Source organism: Hyphomicrobium sp. (genome assembly GCF_019753045.1).
Taxonomy (GTDB): domain Bacteria; phylum Pseudomonadota; class Alphaproteobacteria; order Rhizobiales; family Hyphomicrobiaceae; genus Hyphomicrobium_B.
Window position 1 is genome coordinate 108736 of sequence record NZ_JAIELN010000017.1, and the last position, 23461, is coordinate 132196.

General features: G+C 61.3%; 19 protein-coding genes. 10 read left to right on the forward strand and 9 right to left on the reverse strand.

Features of this window, described 5'->3' with window-relative positions; genetic code table 11:
- Positions 1-61: 61 nt before the first annotated feature.
- From K2Q04_RS18250 to K2Q04_RS18265, 4 genes are all read right to left on the reverse strand, one after another.
- Positions 62-1705 (reverse strand): arylsulfatase, encoded by a 1644-nt coding sequence (locus tag K2Q04_RS18250; protein WP_291166204.1) that lies wholly within the window; start codon positions 1703-1705, stop codon positions 62-64.
- Between the two features lie 511 nt (positions 1706-2216).
- A complete protein-coding gene (locus K2Q04_RS18255; RefSeq protein WP_291166206.1) occupies positions 2217-3041 on the reverse strand; it encodes a heme-binding protein in 825 nt (274 codons plus the stop codon).
- A 242-nt stretch (positions 3042-3283) separates the two neighbouring features.
- A complete protein-coding gene (gene arsC / locus K2Q04_RS18260) occupies positions 3284-3697 on the reverse strand; it encodes an arsenate reductase (glutaredoxin) (protein ID WP_291166208.1) in 414 nt (137 codons plus the stop codon).
- A gap of 45 nt (positions 3698-3742) precedes the next feature.
- Positions 3743-4120 (reverse strand): DUF930 domain-containing protein, encoded by a 378-nt coding sequence (locus K2Q04_RS18265; RefSeq protein WP_291166210.1) that lies wholly within the window; start codon positions 4118-4120, stop codon positions 3743-3745.
- 226 nt (positions 4121-4346) lie between these two features.
- Between K2Q04_RS18265 and K2Q04_RS18270 the strand changes: the two genes are divergently transcribed.
- Complete coding sequence (locus K2Q04_RS18270) at positions 4347-5378, forward strand: DUF4118 domain-containing protein (RefSeq protein WP_291166212.1); 1032 nt, start codon at positions 4347-4349, stop codon at positions 5376-5378.
- 295 nt (positions 5379-5673) lie between these two features.
- Here K2Q04_RS18270 and K2Q04_RS18275 read toward each other — a convergent pair whose 3' ends face one another.
- A complete protein-coding gene (locus tag K2Q04_RS18275) occupies positions 5674-5946 on the reverse strand; it encodes an usg protein (protein ID WP_291166258.1) in 273 nt (90 codons plus the stop codon).
- Between the two features lie 240 nt (positions 5947-6186).
- On the opposite strand from K2Q04_RS18275, the gene K2Q04_RS18280 reads away from it, so the two are divergent.
- The 5 genes from K2Q04_RS18280 to K2Q04_RS18300 all read left to right on the forward strand — a co-directional run bounded on the left by K2Q04_RS18280 (position 6187) and on the right by K2Q04_RS18300 (position 11512).
- Entirely contained in the window at positions 6187-6819 is a 633-nt protein-coding gene (locus K2Q04_RS18280; RefSeq protein ID WP_291166214.1) for a MarC family protein, read from the forward strand.
- A gap of 159 nt (positions 6820-6978) precedes the next feature.
- Positions 6979-7419 (forward strand): adhesin, encoded by a 441-nt coding sequence (locus tag K2Q04_RS18285; protein ID WP_291166216.1) that lies wholly within the window; start codon positions 6979-6981, stop codon positions 7417-7419.
- Positions 7420-7492: 73 nt separating this feature from the next.
- Positions 7493-8032: a GNAT family N-acetyltransferase gene (locus tag K2Q04_RS18290; protein ID WP_291166217.1), complete on the forward strand. Its 540-nt coding sequence runs from the start codon at positions 7493-7495 to the stop codon at positions 8030-8032.
- 58 nt (positions 8033-8090) lie between these two features.
- Positions 8091-9260, forward strand: coding sequence for a DNA repair exonuclease (locus tag K2Q04_RS18295; protein ID WP_291166218.1), 1170 nt, complete (start codon positions 8091-8093; stop codon positions 9258-9260).
- Positions 9257-11512 (forward strand): AAA family ATPase, encoded by a 2256-nt coding sequence (locus tag K2Q04_RS18300; protein WP_291166219.1) that lies wholly within the window; start codon positions 9257-9259, stop codon positions 11510-11512. Before K2Q04_RS18295 ends, K2Q04_RS18300 begins: the two co-directional genes overlap by 4 nt.
- Before the next feature lie 63 nt (positions 11513-11575).
- Here the strand turns inward: K2Q04_RS18300 and K2Q04_RS18305 are convergent, their stop codons facing one another.
- Together K2Q04_RS18305 and K2Q04_RS18310 are read right to left on the reverse strand one after the other, a co-directional pair.
- Positions 11576-12109 carry a polymer-forming cytoskeletal protein gene (locus K2Q04_RS18305; protein ID WP_291166220.1) on the reverse strand — a complete coding sequence of 178 codons (534 nt, stop codon included), beginning with the start codon at positions 12107-12109 and terminating at the stop codon, positions 11576-11578.
- Between the two features lie 235 nt (positions 12110-12344).
- Positions 12345-12812: a peroxiredoxin gene (locus tag K2Q04_RS18310; RefSeq protein WP_291166221.1), complete on the reverse strand. Its 468-nt coding sequence runs from the start codon at positions 12810-12812 to the stop codon at positions 12345-12347.
- Between the two features lie 240 nt (positions 12813-13052).
- Between K2Q04_RS18310 and K2Q04_RS18315 the strand changes: the two genes are divergently transcribed.
- Entirely contained in the window at positions 13053-16778 is a 3726-nt protein-coding gene (locus K2Q04_RS18315) for an AsmA-like C-terminal region-containing protein (protein WP_291166223.1), read from the forward strand.
- 9 nt (positions 16779-16787) lie between these two features.
- On the opposite strand, the gene tyrS is transcribed toward K2Q04_RS18315, so the two are convergent.
- Positions 16788-18047, reverse strand: a complete 1260-nt coding sequence (gene tyrS, locus K2Q04_RS18320) for a tyrosine--tRNA ligase (protein WP_291166224.1) — start codon at positions 18045-18047, stop codon at positions 16788-16790.
- An 89-nt stretch (positions 18048-18136) separates the two neighbouring features.
- On the opposite strand from tyrS, the gene K2Q04_RS18325 reads away from it, so the two are divergent.
- Complete coding sequence (locus K2Q04_RS18325) at positions 18137-19258, forward strand: anhydro-N-acetylmuramic acid kinase (RefSeq protein ID WP_291166225.1); 1122 nt, start codon at positions 18137-18139, stop codon at positions 19256-19258.
- Positions 19259-19306: 48 nt separating this feature from the next.
- On the opposite strand, the gene K2Q04_RS18330 is transcribed toward K2Q04_RS18325, so the two are convergent.
- Complete coding sequence (locus K2Q04_RS18330; protein WP_291166226.1) at positions 19307-20089, reverse strand: alpha/beta hydrolase; 783 nt, start codon at positions 20087-20089, stop codon at positions 19307-19309.
- A gap of 270 nt (positions 20090-20359) precedes the next feature.
- Between K2Q04_RS18330 and K2Q04_RS18335 the strand changes: the two genes are divergently transcribed.
- Both K2Q04_RS18335 and sufB read left to right on the forward strand, forming a co-directional pair.
- The gene (locus K2Q04_RS18335; protein WP_291166227.1) at positions 20360-21931 is read left to right on the forward strand and encodes an aminotransferase class V-fold PLP-dependent enzyme; all 1572 of its coding nucleotides are present in this window, start codon (positions 20360-20362) and stop codon (positions 21929-21931) included.
- A 55-nt stretch (positions 21932-21986) separates the two neighbouring features.
- The gene (gene sufB, locus K2Q04_RS18340; RefSeq protein ID WP_291166229.1) at positions 21987-23456 is read left to right on the forward strand and encodes a Fe-S cluster assembly protein SufB; all 1470 of its coding nucleotides are present in this window, start codon (positions 21987-21989) and stop codon (positions 23454-23456) included.
- The last annotated feature ends 5 nt before the right edge of the window (positions 23457-23461 follow it).

The window sequence follows — 23461 nt, forward strand, 5'->3', positions numbered from 1 at the left end:
TTTTTGAGTTGTGATCGGCGACACGCGTTCCGCGCGCCGGCCGCCGATCACACCTGCTGTGTTACTGACCGGTGCCTTTGCTTGCGGCTTCGGCCTGCTCCATCCGCTTCTGCATTTCCGCTTTGACAGCGTCCAGGTTGAAGCTCGCGCCTCGCTGCATTGGCGGGAAGTCGAGGAACGTCTGAAGTTCCTTCTGGACCATCTGCTGAACGAACACGAAGCGCCAGAACTGATACTTGAACCAATCGAAGTATTGCTGTCCGCCTTCCTTCGTACCGCTCTCCGGCCAGCCCGTGCGTTCGAACGGATCGAGGCGCAAGTTGGTAATGTAGGGGATGTCGGGGTGCGTCTTTTGTCCCACCCAACCTTGCGGCTGATCGATGAAGCGGAACTTGTAGTCGTCGATGCGCACCGCGCCGACTGTGCTTTCGCCGAGATAGAAAATCTCGTGGCGCGCGGATGGGCCCTTGCCGGAGATGCAATCGAGCTGGTTGTAGCCATCCAGATGGTTCTTGTACGTCCGGTCGCCGACCTGCTTACCTTTCAGCAGTTCTTCCGTGATGTTCGGATTGCCGGCGGCGGCGACCAACGTCGGAAACCAGTCGAGGCCGGAAAAGATTCCGTTCTGCACTGAATCCGCCGGTACGTGGCCGGGCCAGCGAACGATAGCAGGTACGCGGAAGCCGCCTTCGAGAACGGTTCCCTTGGACTGCGCGAACGGCGTTTGGCCGCCGTCGGGCCACGTGAAGACTTCGGTGCCGTTGTCGGTCGTGAAGACGACGATGGTGTTGTCGTCGACGCCGAGGTCCTTGATCTTCTGCATCACGAGCCCGACGTCGTCGTCGAGCTGCGCCATGCCTGCCTCTTCTTCCGACCAGCCATTCTCTGAATTGCGCATCGCCTCGTATTTGGGAGAGAGGTGGGTGACGATGTGCATGCGCGTCGGGTTGAGCCAGACGAAGAACGGCTTGCCATCCTTTTTGGCTTTATCCATGAAGTTGACTGCGAGGTCGCGGATCTCGTTGTCGACCGTTTCCATGCGCTTGGGATAGAGCGTGCCGGCGTCTTCGATCCGCTGTTTTCCGATCTTGCCCCAACGCGGCATCTCGGTCTGATCGTCGACATCCGTCGCCCAGCTATGGACCATGTTGCGCGGGCCGACGACATTCAGAAGGTTCTGCGGATAGTTGGGATGGGCCGGATCTTCCATCGCATCGAGATGATATAAGTAGCCGAAGAATTCATCGAAGCCGTGGACGGTCGGGAGGAATTCGTTCCTGTCGCCCAGGTGGTTCTTGCCGAATTGGCCTGTGGCGTAGCCCATCGATTTCAACGCCGTTGCTATGGTGATGGCCTCGGCAGGGAGGCCGATCGCAGCGCCCGCTTGACCCACCGTCGTCATGCCGGTGCGGATCGGAAGCTCGCCGGTGATGAAATTGGCGCGACCTGCCGTGCAACTCGCCTCGGCGTAATAGTCCGTGAACAGCATGCCTTCCTTGGCCATCTTGTCGAGGTTTGGCGTTCGCCCGGCCATCAATCCCCTGTGGTAAGCGCCGATGTTCCACATGCCTATGTCGTCGCCCATGATGACGACGATGTTGGGTTGGGATTGGGCCTGCGCGGGTGAGGCAGAAAGCGATGGAAGAGTGAGAGCCACGGCTGCGAGCAGCCCGGTGATCTTCGTTGAGGGCCGTGAAGCGAGCATGGAAAATCTCCTGGTGCCAGCGGCTATTTTTCAAAATGAGAAATGGAAAATTGGGATGGATATCGTCCGATATCCGACGCGAAGATCACCTTGCCAAATGAAGTCGGCATAGCATCGCTCCGGTCCCCCCGGAACAAGCGGTGATAAATTCCCGTCCTTGAGGGGAAGCTCTGCTCAAAGCGGCGACACGTCAAATGCAATTCTCGTCCCGGCGCGGCGCCAAACGGTTCTGCTGCGAAAATTTACCGTTGAATGCGTGCGTCGCTGAGGGTTGCCGGCAGCTGGAAATTGTTTGGCGCGCATAACCAAAAAATAGAGACGCGGCTCCAGCTTAGGTCTGCATCCGGTTTCTTAGTGATGCCGCGAGCCAAAGCGCTTTTTCGGCGATCTTTAACCGTTACTCAAAAATCCTTGTTTCAGTTGAGCGGAGCGGGCCAGATTGCGTTTGATGCAGCGTTTTTCGTGGAGCAACCGGCTCGCGTTGCGCGAGCAGGTTGCCGATTGTGTTGGCTCAATGCGATGAAGCGATCGAAACGTGGCGGATCGGATCGAGCGCGGCGGGGTTGCCCGTGTTGATGCATTTCGGATGTCCGAAGCCGCCTGTGCTCGGTCCTGGCACGGGTGACGGCGCTGCGACCTGCGCTGTTGGGATGTCGAAGATGATATTGTCCGGCCGGTTGGGATCGCCGGAAACGCCTGAGGGCACGTAGTCGAGTTTCAGCACGTGGCGCAATTCCCAAGCGACGAAGTGGTCGCGGCACGAGGTGTCGCCGCTAACGCCGACGCCGCCGATGATCGTTCCGCTGCCATCGTAAAGCGCGAGCCCGCCGCCGAAGACGTTGACACCGCCGATTTTGCCGCCGACCATCGGGTCATTCGAGGTGCCGATAAGGCGTGAATCGCCGCCGTACGCGACGCTGGTGTTGACGGGGTTGCTTTCCTGCAGGCCGAAAAGGCTTCCACCCGGTTGCACGGCCGAGAAGAGGTTCGCCGTCGAAAGGGCGAGCTTGTTGAGGCTGAACGCATTCGCGGTGTTGGCCTTTTGCGCCGAGATCACGCGGCTTCCCGGCCATTGCGCGCCGCGGTCGTCGCCTTGAAATGCGACTGCGCAGACGATGCCATCGCGGTTGACGACCGTCGCCCAGTTGAGCAGCTGCAGGCCGTTCAAGGCGTTCGGGCTGTTTGCCGCTGCGATGAGGCTGGCTCGCAGCACTGAAACGCTGGGAAGGCCGGCACACGATCGCTTCAAATCAGACGAAGCGTCCGTCGCATGCGCGACGCCGGCAGAGGCGCTGAGTACCGTGAGAACGCACGCTACGAATTTTGGAGCTTTCACTGGCAATCTCCTCTTTGAAAATAACTGGTGTCTTGGGTTTTCGTAATATTCAGTACGCGCCATTATTCGCCGCCCTGACGTCTTCGGGCTTGGGCCTGACTGCACGAACATGGTTCATCGTGCACTCGGCGTTCTCTCGGTGCGCGGGGACTGCCTAAGATGTCGTGAGATTTATGCTCGCCCGTTGCAAAAGATATTCCCGGCGCCAGCAGGCACGCCCGCGCGAGCATCGCAAAGGCGACTTATTTCTTTTCGCGCGCTGGGATGACTTCGCCGTCTTCCTTTGTGAATGCGCCGATGTCGGCGTTGGGAAGGATGTCGAGCACAGTTTCGGATGGCCGGCAAAGCCGGGTGCCGAGGGGTGTCACCACGATCGGGCGATTGATGAGGATCGGGTGCTCGAGCATGAGGCCGATCAGCTGATCGTCGGTCCATTTCGGATCGTCGAGGCCAAGCTCGTCGTACGGGGTACCCTTCCGGCGAAGCAGATCACGGGCTGAAATGCCCATCGCAAGGAGCAACGCTCGGAGTTCATCGCGGCTCGGCGGCGTCTTCAGATATTCAACGACGCGCGGTTCCGCTCCGCTTTGGCGAATGATCGCAAGCGTGTTGCGCGATGTTCCGCAACTTGGGTTGTGATAGATCGTGATGGACATGATTTCACTTTGCGATTGCCGGCATCTGCCGCCGCGTGGGGAGCGTCACTTCCACAGGCCGAGGTCCTCCCATTGGCTTTCGGGAATTTCGGGGCCGAGTTCATAGGTGAATGACGTCGCCTTCATTTGCTCACTCGTGACGGCGCAGGTGAACTTCAGCTGATACCAATGATTATTGGCGCGTACGGCTCCGCCGTTCGCGACGACCGTGGTACCGTCGAATTTTGCGCGCGAGAGGATGCTCGTTTTTACGCGATCGACGTGCCGCAACTTCTTCGAGCGCTTGATATCGTCGATGCCCTTCAGGATGCAGACCTGATGCGCGCGCTCCTCCGGATCGAGCTTGAGCAGGGATTGATCAATCGACGCAGCGCTTGCGGGAGATGTCAGTCCAATCAAAATCAGAAAAAGCCAGCGCTGCATTCGTCCTCCGTCGGTGCCTGGAACTGCGTCCAACTTCTCGCCAAAAAATCTGCCGAGACGAAGGCGCAGCTCCTCGGGCTCCTTATGCCCAGAGAGCATAGCGAGCGTCACGTTCTTTTTTGGTTTGCCGGGTTTGCATGACCGGGTCGCTTCGCAGCTTCATGCCTCAGGAAACGGAAAGGAGGCAACCACAGTCTTTTGAACAATTCTTGCCGAGGCGCGTTTCATGCGCATGCAAGGATGGATCTCGACAGTTCACCGAGCTGCCGACGCCTCGAGAAGAGTTCCTGTCGCGTTGCGCTATCTTGTGACTGTCGCACTCGTGGCACTGGTCGTTTGGATCCAGCAAAATTGGGTGCAGGACGCGGCTCATCGCTACCCATTCCTTGCATATTTTCCGATAATTTTTATTGCCGGGGCGTTCCTCGATCGCGGCAACGGCTTTTTCGCCACGGTTTTGAGCGCGCTGGCGGTCTCGTATTTCTTTATGGAGCCGCGCTATTGGGTGGAGGCCGTCGACCGGTCCGACCAGGCGGCTCTCGCGCTCTTTGTGGTGATCGGATTTGCGATCTCGGCGGTTGTCGAAGCTTTGCATTCGGGGCTCGTGTCGCTCGCCGACGAGCATGCGCGTGTCAGCGAAGCCGTGCGGGATCGCGACGTGCTGCTCCACGAGCTTGCCCACCGCACAAGGAATGATTTCGCCAATGTCATCACGCTTCTGAACTTGCAATCGCGGTCGGCAAATGCGGAGGCGCGCGAGGCGTTGGCCTCGGCCGCGGAGCGCGTGCAGACGATCGCGCGCGTACACCGGCGGCTGGAGCTGCGCGACGAGCAGGTTTTCGTCGATACGAAATCTTATATTACAGAACTGTGCGCCGACCTCCGGTTGTCGCGGCTCGCGATGCGCCCCGTTGCAATCCAATGCAATGCCGAAAGCCATTCGGTCAGTTTGGAAAAGGCAGTCCCGCTCGGGTTGATCATCAATGAATCCGTTACCAATGCCACGAAGCATGCTTTTCCTGGTCAACGCCCCGGAAACATCGTCGTGGATTTTCGACGGGAGGGAGAGGTCTATAAGCTCGTTGTCGCGGACGATGGCGTCGGGCAGGGTGACAGGCCGGAATCGGAAAAGTTGTCAGGCATCGGAAATCGCCTGATGGGGATGCTCGCAGCGCAGCTCGGCAGTAAGATTGAAGTCGAACCCCGCTCGCCGGGGACTGCAATCGTCGTCACGATCCCGGTGAAGGCCGCAAAATAAAAAAAAGGCAGTGCATTTCGCCCTGCCTGGAGTTTCGGAGTCCTTGGGAATTCCCCAGTGAGGCCCGACCGTAACCCCAATCCGGCGGGAAACAGTACTTACACTTCCGTAAAGTGGGGGGCGGTCGGCCTGCTCGCGGACTGATGGAATGCTACGTCGCGCATAGGCCGCCAAAGCCTCGGCGATGATCGAATTCGTTCGGCGTCGCGCGCGACGCGGCGCGCGATCCCCCATTTCCGAACCCGGCGCGGCGGTCCTCGAAAAGGCGGACCGCCTTTAGCGCGAACTTCGCTTCCTAGTGCAGCTTAAATTCTGTCCCGATCAATCTGAGTTCCGCCGGGCGGATCAGCTTCGAATGCGCGACGGTTACGCGGTAGAGCTGGCCCTCGAGCTTTGCTGTCCAAAAGTCGAGAAAGGATTTGAGCTTTGGAAAGCGCGGCGCGGAGTCGTATTCCTGCCAGATATAGCTTTGGATGAGCGACGGATGATCCGGAAGACGATAAAGGATTTCGGCGGTCGTCAGGCTGAACCCAGCGAGCTGGGCTTTGAAACCATTGTCGCAAGACATTTCACGTTCGGTCACTTAGCAATCTCCTTTCAATTAGGTGATTGGGCGCCCTCCCTGAAACGACGATGATCATGCGAGATTCGTTCCGTGTCCATATTGATTGTTAGCCAATTCGAATTGTTAGCAGGCGGTCAAATCGAGTGCTTGGATTTATCGACGGAGCGTTGAGCAAAGCGCTGCGTTGCCGTGCAGTTCTACGTTTTGCTTCGGTTTTTGTTGCGGCGTTGGAGGCGCGCGACAATGGTTGAAATGGCGCTCAAAAGCTTTCTGACGTTTTTCGTAACGATCGGACCGATCGAAGCGGCGGTGCTGTTTGCGACGCTGACGCCGAAGATGCCTTACGACGTGCGCAGAGGCATCGCCATTCGCGCAACGCTCATCGCATCGTGCATTCTCGCTGTTTTCACGCTGTTCGGCGATCCGATCCTGAGTGAACTCGGCGTATCGCTCGCGGCGTTGCAGGCCGCGGGTGGAATCATTCTGCTGCTGATCGCGCTCGATATGATTTTTGCGAGGCCGGGCGGCGCGATCAAGCTCACGCCGCCCGAAGGCGCGGAGGCTCAGACGAAGGACGACATCGCTGTTTTTCCGCTAGCGACGCCGCTGATCGCGGGGCCGGGCGCGATGAGCGCCGGTATCTTGCTGACGGCGAACGCGCGCGGCGAGCCACTCGGCGTTGCGATCGTCACGGCGTCGCTCGCCGCGGTGATGGTCATAACGCTCGTGCTGCTCATTCTCGCGAACGAGCTTAATCATTTGCTCGGCGTTACAGCGCAACGCGTGCTTATCCGGGTATTTGGCATTCTGCTCGCGGCGATTGCCATGCAGGCCGTTTTCAACGGTATCAGCGCTTCGGGCATCATTCCCCGCTGACCGGTTTTCGTTTGCGCAGGCGACTCGCGTTCCGCGAGCCGGCCGCCGGCGCTTTTCCAAAAGCTGGCAGCCGTTAGGGCGGCATTAACGCCCGGATGTTTCAATCTCGGACAGTTCTTGGGTTTTGTAGCGTTTGTAGCGTTGTCGAAGGCGTGTTCCATGTTCGCGTTATCCAACGGCCGACGGCGGGTTAAAGCCCTGCGCGCGGTCCTGTTCCCGCTGGTGGCCGGCGTGGTTGCGGTCTCGGTGGCGGGATGCGCTACCGACAATGACGCGTATTACGCGGGTTCTTACTCAGGGGCGTATCCCGGCTCGACGCCAGCGGAGTATGTCGCGCAAGGCCCCGCCGTCCAGATGGAAGCGGACGGTCTGCCCGAGCAGGCAGCTCCGTCGGCTCGTATCCGGGCGATGCCGGACGATCCGAACGAGCCCTTTAGCCCCAACTACGGCGGCGCCAATCCGGCAGACCGGCGTTCCGCTCCGGCGACCGCGAGTAGACCGAACGACACGGCGTCGGCACCGATGCCCGTTGCCATTCCGGCCGATTTGCCCCCGTCGTTTCGCAGACAACTTGTTGCCGCCGTCGACGCCGCCGGGTAGATGCGTTGCGCCAGGGGGATGCTTTTTTAGGGGGTGCCCTCGTCCAAACGCCATTGCGTGACAAGCGAGAGCAATGTCCGAGACAGTTACCATCCATCGTCTGCTCGATGCCGGTCCGACGCCTGAAATCGAGCGGGGCATCGATGCCATCTTCTTTGAGTCGAGCAATACGAAATCATTCGAGAGCGAGTCGGCTCGGGCGGCGTTCCGGGAGCGGTGGCTTGGGCGCTATCTGCGGCACGATCCGCAATTCGGGTATCTGGCGCTGAGGCCGTCGGGTGAGGTCGCGGGCTATCTCGTCGGAGCCATCGAGGATCCGGCTCAGGCGGCTCGCTTTGCCGACATCGAGTTCTTCACGGCGCTTCGCGAGCAGACGAAGAAATTTCCCGCGCACCTGCATGTGAACATCGCGCCGGATTTTCGCAATCGTGGCATCGGCGGGCGATTGGTCGATCGCTTTGTCGCGGACGCCAAAGATCACGGCTCACCGGGCGTGCACGTCGTCACGGGGGTGGGCTCGCCCAATATCCGCTTCTACAACCGGAACGGGTTCGCTGAGGTCGCCCGCGCCGGGGCGAGTGGGCAGCTGCTGTTCTTGGGCCGTGCGCTCTGACTTGTGTCGCGCGCTCGGGCAAAGTTATCCACACGCCCTGGCCTCGCCCAGAGATGCCTTGAAGTTGACGGACGAAGCGGCGAAACCTCGCGCCATGACTTTCCGCTTCATCCATTCCTCGGACTGGCACCTTGCAAAGCCGTTTCGCCGCTTCGAGCCGGGGCTCGCGGGCGAGCTGGCGGCCGCGCGGCTCGGCATTATCGGCCGGCTTGCCAAGATCGCGCGTGAGCGTGGCGCGCGGCATGTTCTCGTTGCGGGTGACATTTTCGATTCCGAGTTGATTGCGACGCTCGAGATCCGGCGCGCGCTCGCGCAACTCGCCGAGGAAAGCGATGTGACCTGGCTGCTCCTGCCGGGCAATCACGATCCCTTACGATTGAGCGGTGTCTGGGATCAGGTCTCGCGACTTGGTCTGCCATCCAACGTTTCCGTGCTTTCAAGTGCGACGCCTCATGCGCTCGCCAGCGATGCGGTGCTGTTGCCGTCGCCGGTAACGTCGAAAGATCCGGGGCGCGATGTCACCGAATGGATGGACGCGGCCGCGACGCCGCCGGGCGCCGCCCGCATCGGGCTCGCGCATGGCTCGGTTCGCGGCTTCGGCAGTGACGACGACGCGGCTCTGCGTTTGGCACCCGATCGCGCAAAACGGGCGGGGCTCGCGTATCTGGCGCTTGGCGATTGGCATGGCGCGGCGCGTGTTTCGCCCGAGACCTGGTATTCGGGGACGCCGGAGCCGGATCAATTTCCCGACAACGAGCCGGGCTTTGCACTTTCGGTCACGGTCGACGGCGCGCAGCTGGTTGCGGTCGACAAGGTGCCGACAGCGGAATTCACCTGGCTGAAGTTCGATCGGACCGTTCACTCGGCCGCCGATCTCGGCGCAATCGAACGCGATGTTCGGAGCGCGGCTTCGACGCTCGGCAAGACCTTGCTTCGGCTCGCTCTTGGCGGACATCTTTCGCTGGCGGATCGTGCATCGCTCGATGTGTGGCGCGAAGAGTGGTCGGCGCGGCTGAGGCGGTTCGAGATCGACGACAAAGCGCTGACGGTTACGTCCGAATCCATGGATTTCGAGAGCCTCGGTCTTGCGGGGGCGCTGTTGGATGCGGCACGACATCTGGCTGCGATGAGTTCAGATCCTGCAAGTCCGGAACGCGACGCTGCCGCAACGGCACTGCTTCGGCTCGCGGGCTTCGCCGCTGAAGGCCGTCGCGAGGCGGCCCCGTGAAGATCCTTGCCCTCCGCGTCGCGGCATTCAGACGATTTGGCGAGCCGGTTGCCATCGAGACATTCGGCGAAGGCGTGAACGTTCTCTGCGGACCCAACGAGATGGGTAAGTCGACGATGTTTCATGCGCTCGAAGCCGCTTTTCTTACGCGCCACAAAGTCAGCGGCGGTGCGCTCGACGCGATGCGGCCGTATGGGGGAGGCGAGCCCCTGGTCGAAGTCGACTTCGAAGCGCAGGGTCGGCGCTGGCGCATTCGCAAACAGTTTGGACGCGGAGCGAGCGCTCTTTTGAGCGATCTCGATTCCGCGGTCATCGTCGCGCGCAATACCGAGGCCGAAGAACGCCTTGCGGAATTGACCGGCAGGAGCAGCGATCTTCCCGGGAGCTTCGGCCTGGTCTGGGTTCGCCAGAAGCAGACGTTGTCGCTGCCTGAGCCCGATATCGATTCCTCCGGCAAAGTGAAGGATCGTGGCGAGAGGGCCATTCTCAGGGACGTGATCGGCCGCGAAATCGAAACGGCCGCATTCGATGCGGCTTTCGAGGGCGTGCGCGATCGAACCAAGCGTGCGCTCGATCTGCTGCTGACGCCGTCGAGAGCCGGCATCAAGAAGGACGGCCCGCTTTACGTCGCGCAGCAGCTTCGAGACGACGCCAGAAAGGAACGCGACGAGACGCGCGTCATCGCGCAAGCCGCGGAGCAGCGGCTCAACGACATCGTGGCGATGACGCAACGGCTTGGCGAGCTCGAAGCCGAGGCGCAATCGAATACGTCCGGTTCGGGGACTGTGGCGCTCGAGGCGCGGCGCGCGGCCGCCATCGATATTCGATCTCAGCGCGATCTTGCGCGGGAGGCGATGCGCGCACGGGAAGCGGAACACGCTGCAGCGCTCGGCGCACTCGCGTCGCGCAAGAAGTTGGCGGAAGCGCTTGACCAGAAGCGGGCGGCCTACGCCATCGCGCTGGAAACCGGTCGGCAGGTCGCCATGTGGACATCGGAAATCGAAGCCGATCCGGCGCTTCCGCGCGTGATCGATCGGCTCGGCGTTCTGGAACAGGAACGGGCCGTCGCCGAAGCCGAGCTTTCAGGGCACGCTGCTACAGTCGATATCGCGGTCGAAGAGGGGGGCCGGGGGCGCATCGAGATCGACGGTTCGCCGCTTCAGGAGAGCCGCAGTTTTGCGGTCGTCGAGCCGCTCAAAATTCGCATTCCGGGCATCGCTGCGATTTCGATTTCGACGGCGCATGCGGCACGCGGTGCGGAACTCCGAGCGAAGAGTGAAGCGGCGACGCGCGAAATCGATGATGTGCTGAAGCGTCTCGGCGTCGCGACTGCCGAAAAAGCGCGCGAACGGGCTGCGGCACGTACGAAGAAGCAGGCGGATCTCGCCCAGGCGCGCGTGCGGCTCTCCGATCTTGCCCCACGTGGGGTGGAGGTGCTCGCGAGCGACATTGCGCAGATCGAGGCGGAATTCGCGGCTGTGGCTCAGGCCTCGCTCTCGGAACCCGACGTCGAACGTTTGAAGTCTGTCGCCATGGACACTCGTCTGACGTTCAACGCGCTCAGTGCGCAGGCGATGGACGACGACGACTTCCGCAGGCTCGACGGCGAAATCGCCGCCGCCCGAAAGGCCGAAGAAAATCGAAAGAGCGAGATCGGCCGCCTCAAGGATGAGCTTGCGCACGCAAAGGGTGCGCAGCAGGCGAGCGACGAAAATGGCCGGGCGGGCGAACTTGCGGCGCGCGAAGGCGAGTTCGAGCGCGCGGAAGCCGAGGCGCAGAGGTTGCGACACGAGGCGGAAGCGTTGCGGCTTCTGGAGCGAACGCTCGCCGCTATCGAAGCCCAAGCGAAGGCTGCTTATTCGGCCCCGATCTCACGCCGGCTCGGCCGGCATCTCGAGCGGGTGTTCGGGACATCGGAGCTGACATTTCGTGATGATTTCGCGGTCGATGCCTTGCGGCGTGCTGACGGCGCCGAGAACGTCACCGCGCTGTCCGACGGCACGCGCGAGCAGCTCTCGATCCTGGTGCGCCTGACGTTTGCGGAAATACTCGCCGAAAGCGGGCGGGGTGTGCCTCTCGTGGTCGACGATCCGCTGGCCTATTCGGACGATGCGCGTCTCGCGGCCGTATGCGGGGAGCTTGCAGCCGCCAGCAGCGTTCCGCAGATCATCGTTCTGACGTGTCGCGAGAGAACTTTCGAAATCCTTCCCGGCCGTCGACTCACAGTTACAAACTGGCGGCCGGAAAGGTGAGTTAAGGCCTTTAGGGGGAAAGGCCTTGGGGGTTTGAGAGGGTTTAGTCGGTAGTGACGGGTATTAATTCGGAAGTTCGGGCGGAAGCCGCGGCGGCACGACAAAGCCGATCGGCTCGGATTTCGGTGCCGCGATCGTACGCGGGTCTTCCTTGGTGCGGCGCGATTTGCCCTCGAACAGAGCGCCCTGCTCGATGGACAGCGATTGATGGAAAATATCGCCTTCGACCTGGCTGGTCGTTTGCAGCATGACGCGCCGTCCGCGTACCGATCCGACGACGTGGCCGCGGACGATGACTTCTTCACCGGAGATGCTGCCGGTGACCGTCGCGTGTTCGCCGACGACGACGTTGCTGCCTTGGATGTCACCCTCGACGATGCCGTCGACTTGGACTTCTCCCTTGCAGATGAGATTGCCGGTTATGGTCAGATCCGTGCCAATTACCGAAACGGATTTTGGTCCTTCGGTCGCGGCAGCACGGGGTACGGTCAGAAAAGGGCGCGGCTGGAAGGCTGGTGCGGCGCTCGCTTCAGCGGCAGAGGCGGTCGGCTGCGATCTCGAGGAATCGGCCTCGGTGCGGCGAAAATTAGGCAACATATGTTCTTCCCTCTAACACAACATAAGCAACGACCCGCGCCCGAAGCGGCCTCAACGCATTACGTTATTCAAACGTGCGGCGAGCGCGTTTGATTCGGGTAGCATTTTTGGCGGCCCAATCCACCGTCGAGCGTAACAATTTCCACCGGAAATTCTCTGCATTGCTGCAGATGGCATATTCTTGGTGGAGAAGTGTGGCGGAAGATCAACGGTGCCGGTATTGGCACCGTTTTGGTCAGGAATTGAGCGCTTTAACCACTTCCAGAACCTCTTCGGCATGCCCCGGAACGCGGACTTTTCGCCAGCTGCGGAGGAGTTTTCCCGATTTGTCGATCAGGAAGGTGGAGCGTTCGACGCCCATGTATTTCCGCCCATACATCGATTTCTCGACCCATACGCCATAGGCCGTCGCGGTCTCCTTCTGCTCGTCGGCAGCTAGGCGAACGGACAGGTCGTGTTTGGTTTTGAATTTTTGATGGCTCTTCGCGCTATCAGGGGAGATGCCGATGACGTCCGCGCCTGCGGCTGCGAATTCTTCGGCGAGGCAGGAGAAGTCTTTTGCCTCCTGCGTACAACCCGAAGTGTCGTCCTTCGGATAGAAATAAAGGACGACGAGACGGCCTTTCAATTTGGAAAGCCGAACCTCGCCACCGTTGTCATCAGGCAGGCTAAAATCAGGAGCCTTCTTTCCGTCTTCGATCATCTTAAATGTGCCTTTCTTTTGTCGTTTTTCGGCACTGTAGCTGGCACGTCGAGCGAGCGGAGGCCAGACAGATTTAGACTTTCTTTTTGAAAGCTTTTTTTGTCCGTTCCCGGCGACAGCACGAGGGGGTCGGGCCAGTATGGCCCGTGGGGTTTTTGAGGAGCGGCGTTGACGAAACTGGCAACCGGCGGGCGCCCTCCAAATCGGCGCGACGCCGATCAAAGCGCGCAGCTAAATGTCGTGCCACGAACTGCTGTTTCGCAGCGCATGGCGACGGCTCCGTCCGGCCCTCCGATGGATGACGAAGAAGAAGGGGCCGCATCTGCGGGCCTCCGGCATTTCTTCAGCGGCTGCCGCGTCCTCTTTTATTGCGTCGTGCCGTTGGCGTTGCTTGCGATGATGGCCACCGGCCTGCTCTACGTACGGCTGAAGCACGGTCCGATCGCCTTTGACTTCGTCGTCTCGCCGATCGAGCGCGGCATCAACGCGGAGCTTGTTACGAGCTCGGTGAAGATCGACGGCGCCGAGCTCAGGCTTGGGCCAAACAGCGAATTGGAATTCCGGCTCCGGGACGTGAGCGTGCTGGAGCAGGGCGGCGATGTCGTGCTCTCGTCGCCGCTCGCCGCGGTAAACATCTCGATGGCGGCGCTGGCGCGTGGACGCATCGTTCCGGCGCGTATCGAACTCATCGATCCGATCATCGCGCTCGCCTATTCCGAGAAATCCGGTTTTGTTTTCGAGCGGGCGATCCCGAAGCCGACACCGGTGCGTCCGGATGGCAGCGTCCCTGCCGCCCCACCGCCCGTCGCCAACCCGGGAACAACGGTGGTGCCTCAGCGCTCGGCGGTCGAAGCGGGAACAAAGGTCAACCTGGCGAAGATGCTGAGCGAGTCGTCGCGCCGCGCCAGAAAGCGCCTCGACGCGACTTCGTATCTGACCGAATTCGGCCTTTCGAACGCGACTGTCGTCGTCGACTACGAGGGCCAGCGCAGCTCATGGCGCATTGACGAGGCGAGCGTCGACTTCAATCACGCCGAGCGGCGTAGCGTCATCTCCGGCCGCGCGACCGTCGCGTCTCCGAGGGGGGCATGGTCCGTATCGTTCCTGACGGACGAAAGCGTTCAAACCGGCAAGCTCGATGTGAAGGCAACGATCCGCGACCTCGTTCCATCGACGCTCGCAGCCGCGGCGCCGCCGCTCGCCTTGCTCGGTAACTTCGAATTCCCGGTTTCGGGCGATGCCACGATCGAGCTTTCGAGCGTCGGCGATATCGAAAGCGGCGAACTTGCCGTCGAAGTCGGTCAAGGGCGTGTCCGGCTTCCGCATCTGGTCCACCCGATGGAGGTCACGGCCGGTCTCTTCAAGCTGACGTTCGACGGCAAGGCCCGGCACTGGGAGCTGCAACCGAGCCCCGTGAAATGGGCTGACGGCACGATGATGTTCACCGGGAACATGACCGACGTTTCGCAGGGAACGGACCCGCCGCAATGGCTCTTCGCGCTCGACGGCAAGAACGGCGTGTTTGAGGCGGCGGAATTCAATGTGCCTCCGGTCACGATCGACAACTGGTCGGCGCGCGGCACGATCATACCCCGGCGGGGTTACATCGATCTCACCGAATTCCGCCTCGCGGGCGGCGGCGGGGAAGCGACGATCAAGGCGACGACGCAGGCGGGACCACAGGGTCAGAGTGTGTCGGCTGAGTTCGCCGTTTCACCGATGCCGATTGCGACGCTCAAGGCGTTGTGGCCGCATGCGGTGGCGACCGGGACGCGCGACTGGGTTGGCAAGAACGTATCGGCCGTCGACTTCAAGGGTGGAACTCTCCGATTCACGAACAGCAACGTCGGCGGCATGGAACCCGGCTCCGTTTCGACGGAGCTCGAGCGTGTCAACGCGAGTTTCGAGGCTAGTAACGCGGTGTTCACGCCATTGCCCGGCATGCAGGCGATTGCAGCGCCGAGCGCGTCGATCCGCATCAAGGATAATGCGCTCGATATTGCGGTGCCCGAAGGCGCCGTCGCGTTGCCGGGCGGTGGCCAGCTGCCACTCAAGAACGGGCGCCTGACGACAGACGACATCCTGGGTCCGCGGCCAAACGGCGAGATCGGCTTTTCGGCAGTCGGAGATCTTGGTCCTTTCCTTGAAGCCATGGAGCAGCTTCCAGTCCGGGCTGTGCGGGATGCTTCCCCGTTGCCGAAAGCCGGAGAAGGCAAGGTTGATGCCCAGCTTGCGATCAAGCTGCCGTTCTTCCCCGGCGTCACCGGCGATGACATGACGATTACCGGCAAAGCTCGCGTATCAGACGGGCGCTTCGGAAAAGTCGCCGGCCGCTTCGATGTTCAAGGCTTTACTCTCGATCTTACACTCACAGACACGTCGCTCGATGCGAAGGGCGATCTGCTGATCAACGGCGTTCCGGCGAAGGTCGTCGGACAGCGGTTTCTCGGTCCGGATGCGGCGCAGCAGCCGCCGCTCAAGATCGTCGCGAAGCTGGACGAGACGGACCGCACGCAGCTCGGCCTCGACATCAACAACCTCGTGCATGGTGTCGTCCCGGTCGAGATTTCGCTGCAGAAGGGCGATCGGCCCGAGCCTGCGATCAAGCTGCATGCCGATCTGACGGAGGCCGAGCTTACGTTCAATCATTTGCAATGGCGGAAGGCGGCGGGCCGGACAGCGAGCCTTGACGCCGATATCGTCAGCAGTCCTGGCCGCGACACGGAATTGCAAAACTTCAAGGTCGTCAGCGACGATATCGCCGCCGATGGACGGATCGTCATCGGCACCGACAACAAGGTCAAGGAATTCAATTTTCCTGGGGTCAATCTGAACGTCATCTCGCGGCTCGACATGAGCGGCTCGCGCAGCAAGGACGACATTTGGACGATCAAGATCGCCGGCTCAAATTTCGATGCGCGAAATTTCTTCCGTTCGCTGTTCAGCGTCGGCGACGGTCCGGATCGGAAGGACAAGGCGTCGTCGGCTGGTGCGCACGTTACCGTCGACCTCGCGAACGTCATCGGCAGCTCCGACGTTTCGTTGCGCAATCTCAAGATGGCGATCGAGATGCGCAACGGAGATCTCGCAAGCCTCGATGCCAAGGGCACGCTCGATGGGGGTGCGGCGCTCGTCGCGAAACTCGATCAAAGCCAGGGCGGCCGGAGATTGGTCGTCACCTCGGGCGACGCGGGCCAAGTAATGAAGCTCGTGAACTTCTATCCCAATATGACGGGCGGGAAGATGCAGCTCGACGTCGGGCTCGACGGCGCTGGACCCGCAGAAAAGACCGGCGTTCTCGTGGTCGATAATTTCAGAATTCTCGGCGATCCGATCGTTACCGAAGTCGTTAGCAGCGCCGATGAGGGGCGTCCGGCGATCGGCGGCAACCGCAAGGTTACGCGCGAGGTTTTCGATTTCACGCGGATGCGTGCGCCGTTCTCGGTCGGGTACGGCCAGTTTGTGCTGCAGGAATCCTATCTCAAAGGGCCGATGCTTGGCGCAACGCTTCGCGGCAAAGTCGATTTCCGGACGAAGCGCGTAAACATCGGCGGCACCTACATTCCGTTGCAGGGCTTGAATGGCGCGCTCGGCGATATTCCGCTGCTTGGACAGATCTTATCGGGCTCGCAGGGCGAGGGAATCGTCGGAATGACATTTGCCGTGCAGGGACCGACTTCCGACCCGCAGGTTATCGTCAACCCGTTCTCGCTGGTCGCGCCTGGAATATTCCGAGAGATATTCCAGATGACGTCGATGGATCCAACCATTCAGGTACGCGAATACCGGGCTCCGCAAATGCCGGTCGAGGACCGGGTGCGCGCTGCGCCGCCCGTTCCCTCTGCTGCGGGCGACAAGCCTAAGGCAAAAGCAAAGACGCCAGCGCAGGCCAAGGCAAAGAAGACCGCTCCGAAGGCCGAGGCTGAGGCGGTCGATGGCTGGTCGTCGACAACGACCAGCCACTGAACGGCGCGCTTAGACCGGTTTCAGAAGCACGTGCTTCTTTTTTCCAAGCGAAAGCTTGATAACGCCGGCCGTTGCGGCGTCGGCGGTGCCGACGGTCGCCTTGTCGCTCGTCACCGGTTCGTCGTTGACCTTCAGGCCGCCGCCTTGGACTTGCCGTCGCGCTTCGCTGTTCGACGCCACTAGGCCCGCTTTGACGAACGCGGTCAGAACGCCGAGACCGGCTTCCAAATCGGCTCTAGGGATTTCGATCGTCGGAAGATTGTCCGCGAGCGTTCCCTGCTCAAACGTTTTGCGCGCGGTCTCGGCCGCCGCCTCGGCCTTTTCGCGGCCGTGCAGGAGCGCGGTTGCTTCCGTCGCCAGAACTTTCTTGGCTTCGTTGATCCCGGAGCCCGAAAGGCTCTCGAGTTTGGCGATTTCGTCGAGCGGCAGGAATGTGAAAAGCTTCAGGAATCGGCCGACGTCCGCATCTTCCGTGTTCCGCCAAAACTGCCAGTAATCGTAGGCAGAAAGCTGCGCTTCGTTGAGCCAGACGGCGCCGGCGGCGGTCTTGCCCATCTTCGCGCCGGACGCGGTCGTCAGCAGCGGACAGGTTAGCGCGTAGAGTTGCTCCTTGACGCCCATGCGGCGGCCAAGGTCGATGCCAGTGACGATGTTGCCCCACTGGTCCGAACCGCCCATCTGCAAGTTGCAGCCATAGCGGCGGTTGAGTTCCACAAAGTCGTAGGCCTGGAGCAGCATGTAGTTGAATTCGATGAACGACAGTTCCTGGTCGCGCTCGAGGCGCAGCTTTGCGCTGTCCATCGTCAGCATGCGATTGACGGAGAAGTGGCGGCCGACGTCGCGCAGGAAGCCGATATAATTCAACGGCGCCAGCCATTCCGCATTGTCGACCATCAGCGCATCGGTCCTGCGCTCGCCGAATTGCAGAAATTTTGCAAAGACCTGCTTGATGCTTTCCTTGTTGGCTTCGATCTCTTCGACCGTGCGCAATACGCGCGTCTCGTCCTTGCCGGAGGGATCGCCGATGCGCGTGGTGCCGCCGCCCATCAGGGCAATCGGCTTGCCGGCGCCGGACGCCTGCATCCAGCGGAGCATCATGATCGACAAGAGATGGCCGATATGCAGCGACGGTGCGGTGCAATCGTAGCCGACATAGGCGACGAGGCGGCCCTCGCTCGCCAATTTATCGAGGCCCTCGATATCCGAGCTCTGGTGAACAAAGCCGCGCTCGGTCATAATCTTGAGAAATTCGGATTTCGGTGTCGACATCGTTATTGTTGGCTTCCGCTTGGGTGGCCGCGAGCTGCTCCAATCGAGCCGTGCCGCGGGCGGGCGACACCATGCACGGGAAGGTGCCCATGGGCAAGTTGATGCGGGCGATTGGGCTGATGAGCGGCACATCGCTCGATGGCGTTGACGTAGCCCTTCTGGAAACGGACGGGGAGGACATCGTTCGTCGCGGCCAAGCGCGGACCTATCCCTATGACGACGCCATGCGGCGGCTTCTCTTAAACGCAATTGCGGACGCCGGGGGTCTCCAGTCGCGGGATGATCGTAATCACTCGCTGGCGGAGGCCGAGCGGGCCCTGACCGAGCGTCATGCTGTCGCCGTCAGCCAGTTTTTCAGGGATACCGAGATCGATGGGGCGTCGGTCGATGTCATCGGATTTCATGGCCAAACCGTGCTTCACAAGCCTGAGGCGGGATTGACCGTGCAACTTGGGCTCGGCGAACTTCTGGCTAATTTCACGCGCTGTCCCGTCGTCTACGATCTCCGAGCCGCCGACGTCCATGCGGGCGGGCAAGGCGCGCCCCTCGTTCCGGTTTACCATCGTGCGCTCACGTCCAAACTGCCGCAACGGCCGGTCGCGGTCGTCAATATCGGGGGCGTCGCGAACGTTACGTGGATAGGCCGCGACGGCCATTTGCTGGCGTTCGATACGGGGCCGGGCAACGCGTTACTAGACGATTGGATGGCACGGAAAACCGGCGCTCAACTCGATTCCGGCGGGGCGACCGCCTCCAACGGCAAGGTCGACGAGGAAGCAGTGCGGCTTTTTCTGAGTCACGGCTACTTCACGGAGACGCCGCCGAAGTCACTCGACCGGAATACCTTCTCGACGGATCTTGTCGATCATCTCTCGGTCGAGGACGGTGCGGCGACACTTGCGGCTTTCACGGCGCGGGCCATAGCGAGAGCGCGCGAGCATATGCCTACTGAGCCTGAGCTTTGGATTGTTTCGGGGGGCGGCCGCAAGAACCGTGCGATCATGCGGATGCTTGCCGAGCGGGTTCAGTACGCGGTTGTTCCCGCAGAAACCGTGGAACTCGACGGCGACAGCTTGGAAGCGGAAGCGTGGGCCTATCTGGCGGTTCGCTCGATCCGCGGTTTGCCCATCACGTATCCCGGTACGACGGGCGTCGCCGAGCCGATGAGCGGGGGGCTGCGCGCAGACCCCACCGCTCATGTGATTCATTAGTCAGAAGGCCGGGAAGGCCGTTATTTCGAGACGCTGGGCGACGCGAACTTATTCGTCGTCGCCGTCGTCCTCGCCTGCGGACGCAGCAGCCGGGGTGCTCTGGGATTCCATGCGCTCGAGTTCACGCTGGCGCTGGCGTTCGCGTTCGCGTTCGCGCTCACGTTCCTTGTTGCGTTCGCGATCCTGTTCGAACTGGATCATCCGGTCATCGAGATAGCTGCCGACGATGTTGCCGAGTTCTTCTGTCTTGTTCTCGAAGAAGTGGTTGGCGCCGGGCACGACCTCGTGCGTGATCTTGATGCCTTTTTGCACCTTAACCTTTGCGGCCATTTCGGCGACCGACGCCGTCGGGACGACGCGGTCGATGTCGCCGTTGATGATCAGGCCCGAAGAGGGGCAGGGCGCGAGGAACGAGAAGTCATAGAGATTGGACGGCGGGGCGACGCAGATAAAGCCATCGACCTCGGGGCGCCGCATCAGCAGCTGCATCGCGATCCAGGTCCCGAACGACACGCCGGCGATCCAGCACGTCTTGGCGTCGGGCTTGACCTGCTGGAGCCAGTCGAGAGCGGATGCCGCATCGGCAAGCTCGCCCGGGCCGCCATCCCAGACGCCCTGGCTGCGCCCTACGCCGCGGAAATTGAACCGCAGCACAGAAAATCCGCGTTCGGCAAAGGTGTGATAGAGCGAATAGACGACCTGATTGTTCATCGTGCCCCCAAACTGGGGGTGCGGATGCAGGATCAGCGCGATTGGGCTGTCGCCGTTGCTTTCGTGATGATACCGGGCTTCCAGGCGACCGCCCGGGCCGTTGATAATGAGTTCAGGCATCAGAAATTACTCGATCTTTCGTGATGGGGTTCAGCTGCGGCAACCGGTCAACGGCCTCCGAGCGTTCAAATCCTTGTGGGTTTAATCTCAATCCTTGACTCCGGCGCTCAGGATTTCCATAACTTTAGAACCGTTCGAAATGTGCGGGTCCTGGCTCGTTTACAATAGGCATTGGATCAGGGCGGCTCTCTTAGCACAGTCCGGGGTGCCGGGCGCAAGGTTTGGATTCCGTCGCCACTTGGGGCGGCGATAGTCCGGAGATTAAAAGACGTGGAATTGACGACCAAAGGCCGGTACGCGGTCATGGCCATGGCTGATCTCGCCGGGCATGCCGATGAGGGCGCGATAGCGCTATCGGTCGTCGCTGAGCGGCAGAGCCTGCCGCTCGCCTATCTCGAGCAACTTTTCGTGCCACTTCGCCGCGCTGGCCTCGTCGAAAGCGCCCGCGGCCGGTCTGGCGGTTATCGGCTTTCCAAGCCTGCCGCGGAAATCTCGATCGCTGCGGTAATGGAAGCGGTCGAGGAAGACACGCGGTTCACCCGCTGCTCTCATAACGATCCGCGCTGCTCTGCCGCGACGCCTTGCGTCACGCATTGGCTTTGGAGCGCGCTCAGTGAGTCGACGGGGCAGTTCCTGGCATCCGTCAATCTCGCCGACGTCGTTGGGGGCGGGCGATATTCGTCGCGGCCGGCGTTCGCAGCCGCTGCTGCGCGGCCGGCGGGCATGCGGACATACCTCGATTATAATGCGACGGCGCCGCTTCGGCCCGAGGCCAAGGTTGCGATGACCGCGGCGCTCGACGTCGTCGGCAATCCTTCGTCGGTTCATGCGGAAGGACGCCGCGCTCGCGCGGTCGTTGAGGGCGCGCGCGAAAGCGTCGCGCGCCTGGTCGGCGCGAAGCCGTCCGAAATTGTTTTCACGAGTGGCGCGACGGAAGCCAACAACTGGGTGGTGGCGCAGCCGTGGACGTCGATTCTGACGAGCGGCGTCGAGCACGATTCGGTTCTCGCGCCGGTCCGTTCTGCGCACGGCGAAATCATTATGCTGCCGGTCGACCGGAACGGTGTGGTCAGCGTCGAAGATGTCACCGAGCAGGTATCGTCGCGGAGTTTCGTCGGGCCATCCCTTCTTGCGCTCCAGCTCGCCAACAATGAAACCGGCGTTGTTCAGCCTGTCGCGGAAATCGCGGAGCTGGCGCGATCGCATGGGCTCAGTGTGCATACCGATGCTGTGCAGGCGGCAGGCAGGATGGCGATTGATTTCGCCGCTCTCGGTGTCGATACGCTTGCGCTCTCCGCGCACAAATTGGGCGGGCCTAAAGGTATTGGCGCCTTGGTCATTCGCGACCATATAGATCTTGTTCCCTTACTTCGAGGTGGCGGGCAGGAACGACGGCGGCGGGCGGGAACAGAGAACGTCGCGGCGATCGCCGGATTTGGCGCAGCGGCAGACGCCGCGCTTCGCGACTTGCAGGCTGCGGCGGCCATCAGCGCCTTGCGGGATGAGCTCGAGGCCGACCTGAAGCGCATCAGTCCCGATGTCGTGATCATCAGCGAAGGCGCGACGCGCCTCGGAAATACGACAGCGTTGGCGCTTCCCGGCAAGCTCGCCGAGACACTGGTCATCAGGTTGGATCTCGCCGGAATCGCTGTAAGCGCGGGATCGGCTTGCTCATCCGGCAAAGTCGGTGCGAGCCACGTTCTCGAAGCGATGGGCCTCGGTCACGACATTGCTGCGGGCACCATCCGCATCAGTCTCGGGCCGACGACGACGAAGCACGACATCGCGGCATTTCTGGCTGCGTGGGCGACAATCGCAGGGGCATCGGCGCTCGCTGCGTAACGGCATTTAGTTGAAGGGCCGCCGGTTGGCGGCATTGAAAGAGAGACGGAAAGAAATGGCTGCTGTTCAGGAGACAATCGATCACGTTCGGAAGATCGATGTCGACCAGTACAAGTATGGTTTCGAGACGGTGATCGACAGCATCCGGGCGCCGAAGGGCCTCGATGAGTCGACCGTGCGCTACATCTCGGCCAAGAAGGGCGAGCCTGAGTGGCTTCTGAATTGGAGGCTCGAGGCGTTCACCCGCTGGAAGGCGATGACCGAGCCTACGTGGGCGAAGGTGAATTATCCGAAGATCGATTTTCAGGATCTCTATTACTACTCGGCGCCGAAATCGACCGAGGGGCCGAAGAGCCTCGCCGAAGTCGATCCGGAGTTGCTCGAGACCTATAACAAGCTCGGCATTCCGCTCAAGGAGCAGGAAGTTCTCGCGGGCGTGACGTCGTCGCGCGTCGCGGTCGACGCTGTATTCGACAGCGTCTCGGTCGTCACGACGTTCAAGGACGAACTGAAGAAAGCGGGCGTGATCTTCTGCTCGATCTCGGAAGCCGTGCGCGAGCACCCCGAGCTCGTGAGGAAGTATCTGGGCTCCGTCGTGCCGCAGTCGGATAACTTCTACGCGTCGCTGAACTCGGCAGTGTTCTCCGACGGCTCGTTCGTGTACGTGCCGGAAGGCGTGCGCTGCCCCATGGAGCTTTCGACGTATTTCCGCATCAATGCGAAGCAGACGGGACAGTTCGAGCGCACGCTGATCATCGCCGATCGCGGCGCGTACGTATCCTATCTCGAAGGTTGCACCGCGCCGATGCGCGACGAGAACCAGTTGCACGCAGCGGTCGTCGAGCTTGTGGCGCTCGACGATGCCGAGATCAAATACTCGACGGTGCAGAACTGGTATCCGGGCGACGCTCAGGGCAAGGGCGGCATCTATAACTTCGTGACGAAGCGCGGCGATTGCCGCGGCCATCATTCGAAGATCTCGTGGACGCAGGTGGAAACCGGCTCCGCCATCACGTGGAAATATCCGAGCTGCATTCTGCGCGGCGACTATTCCCGCGGCGAATTCTATTCGATCGCGGTTTCGAACGGCTACCAGCAGGTCGACAGCGGAACGAAGATGATCCATCTCGGCAAGAATTCGTCGAGCCGCATCATCTCGAAGGGCATCGCGGCCGGCTATTCGCAGAACACCTATCGCGGTCTCGTGTCGGCGCACCGGAAGGCGACGGGCGTTCGTAACTTCACGAACTGCGACTCGCTGCTCATCGGCGACAAGTGCGGCGCGCACACCGTGCCTTACATCGAAGCGAAGAACTCGAGCGCACACTTCGAGCACGAGGCGACGACGTCGAAGATCTCGGACGACATGCTGTTCTACTGCCGTCAGCGCGGGCTTTCGTCGGAAGAGGCGGTTGCGCTCGTCGTCAACGGCTTCGTCCGCGATGTGCTGCAGCAGCTGCCGATGGAGTTCATGGCCGAATCCCAGAAGCTCATCGGCATCTCGCTTGAAGGAAGCGTGGGTTAATCGCT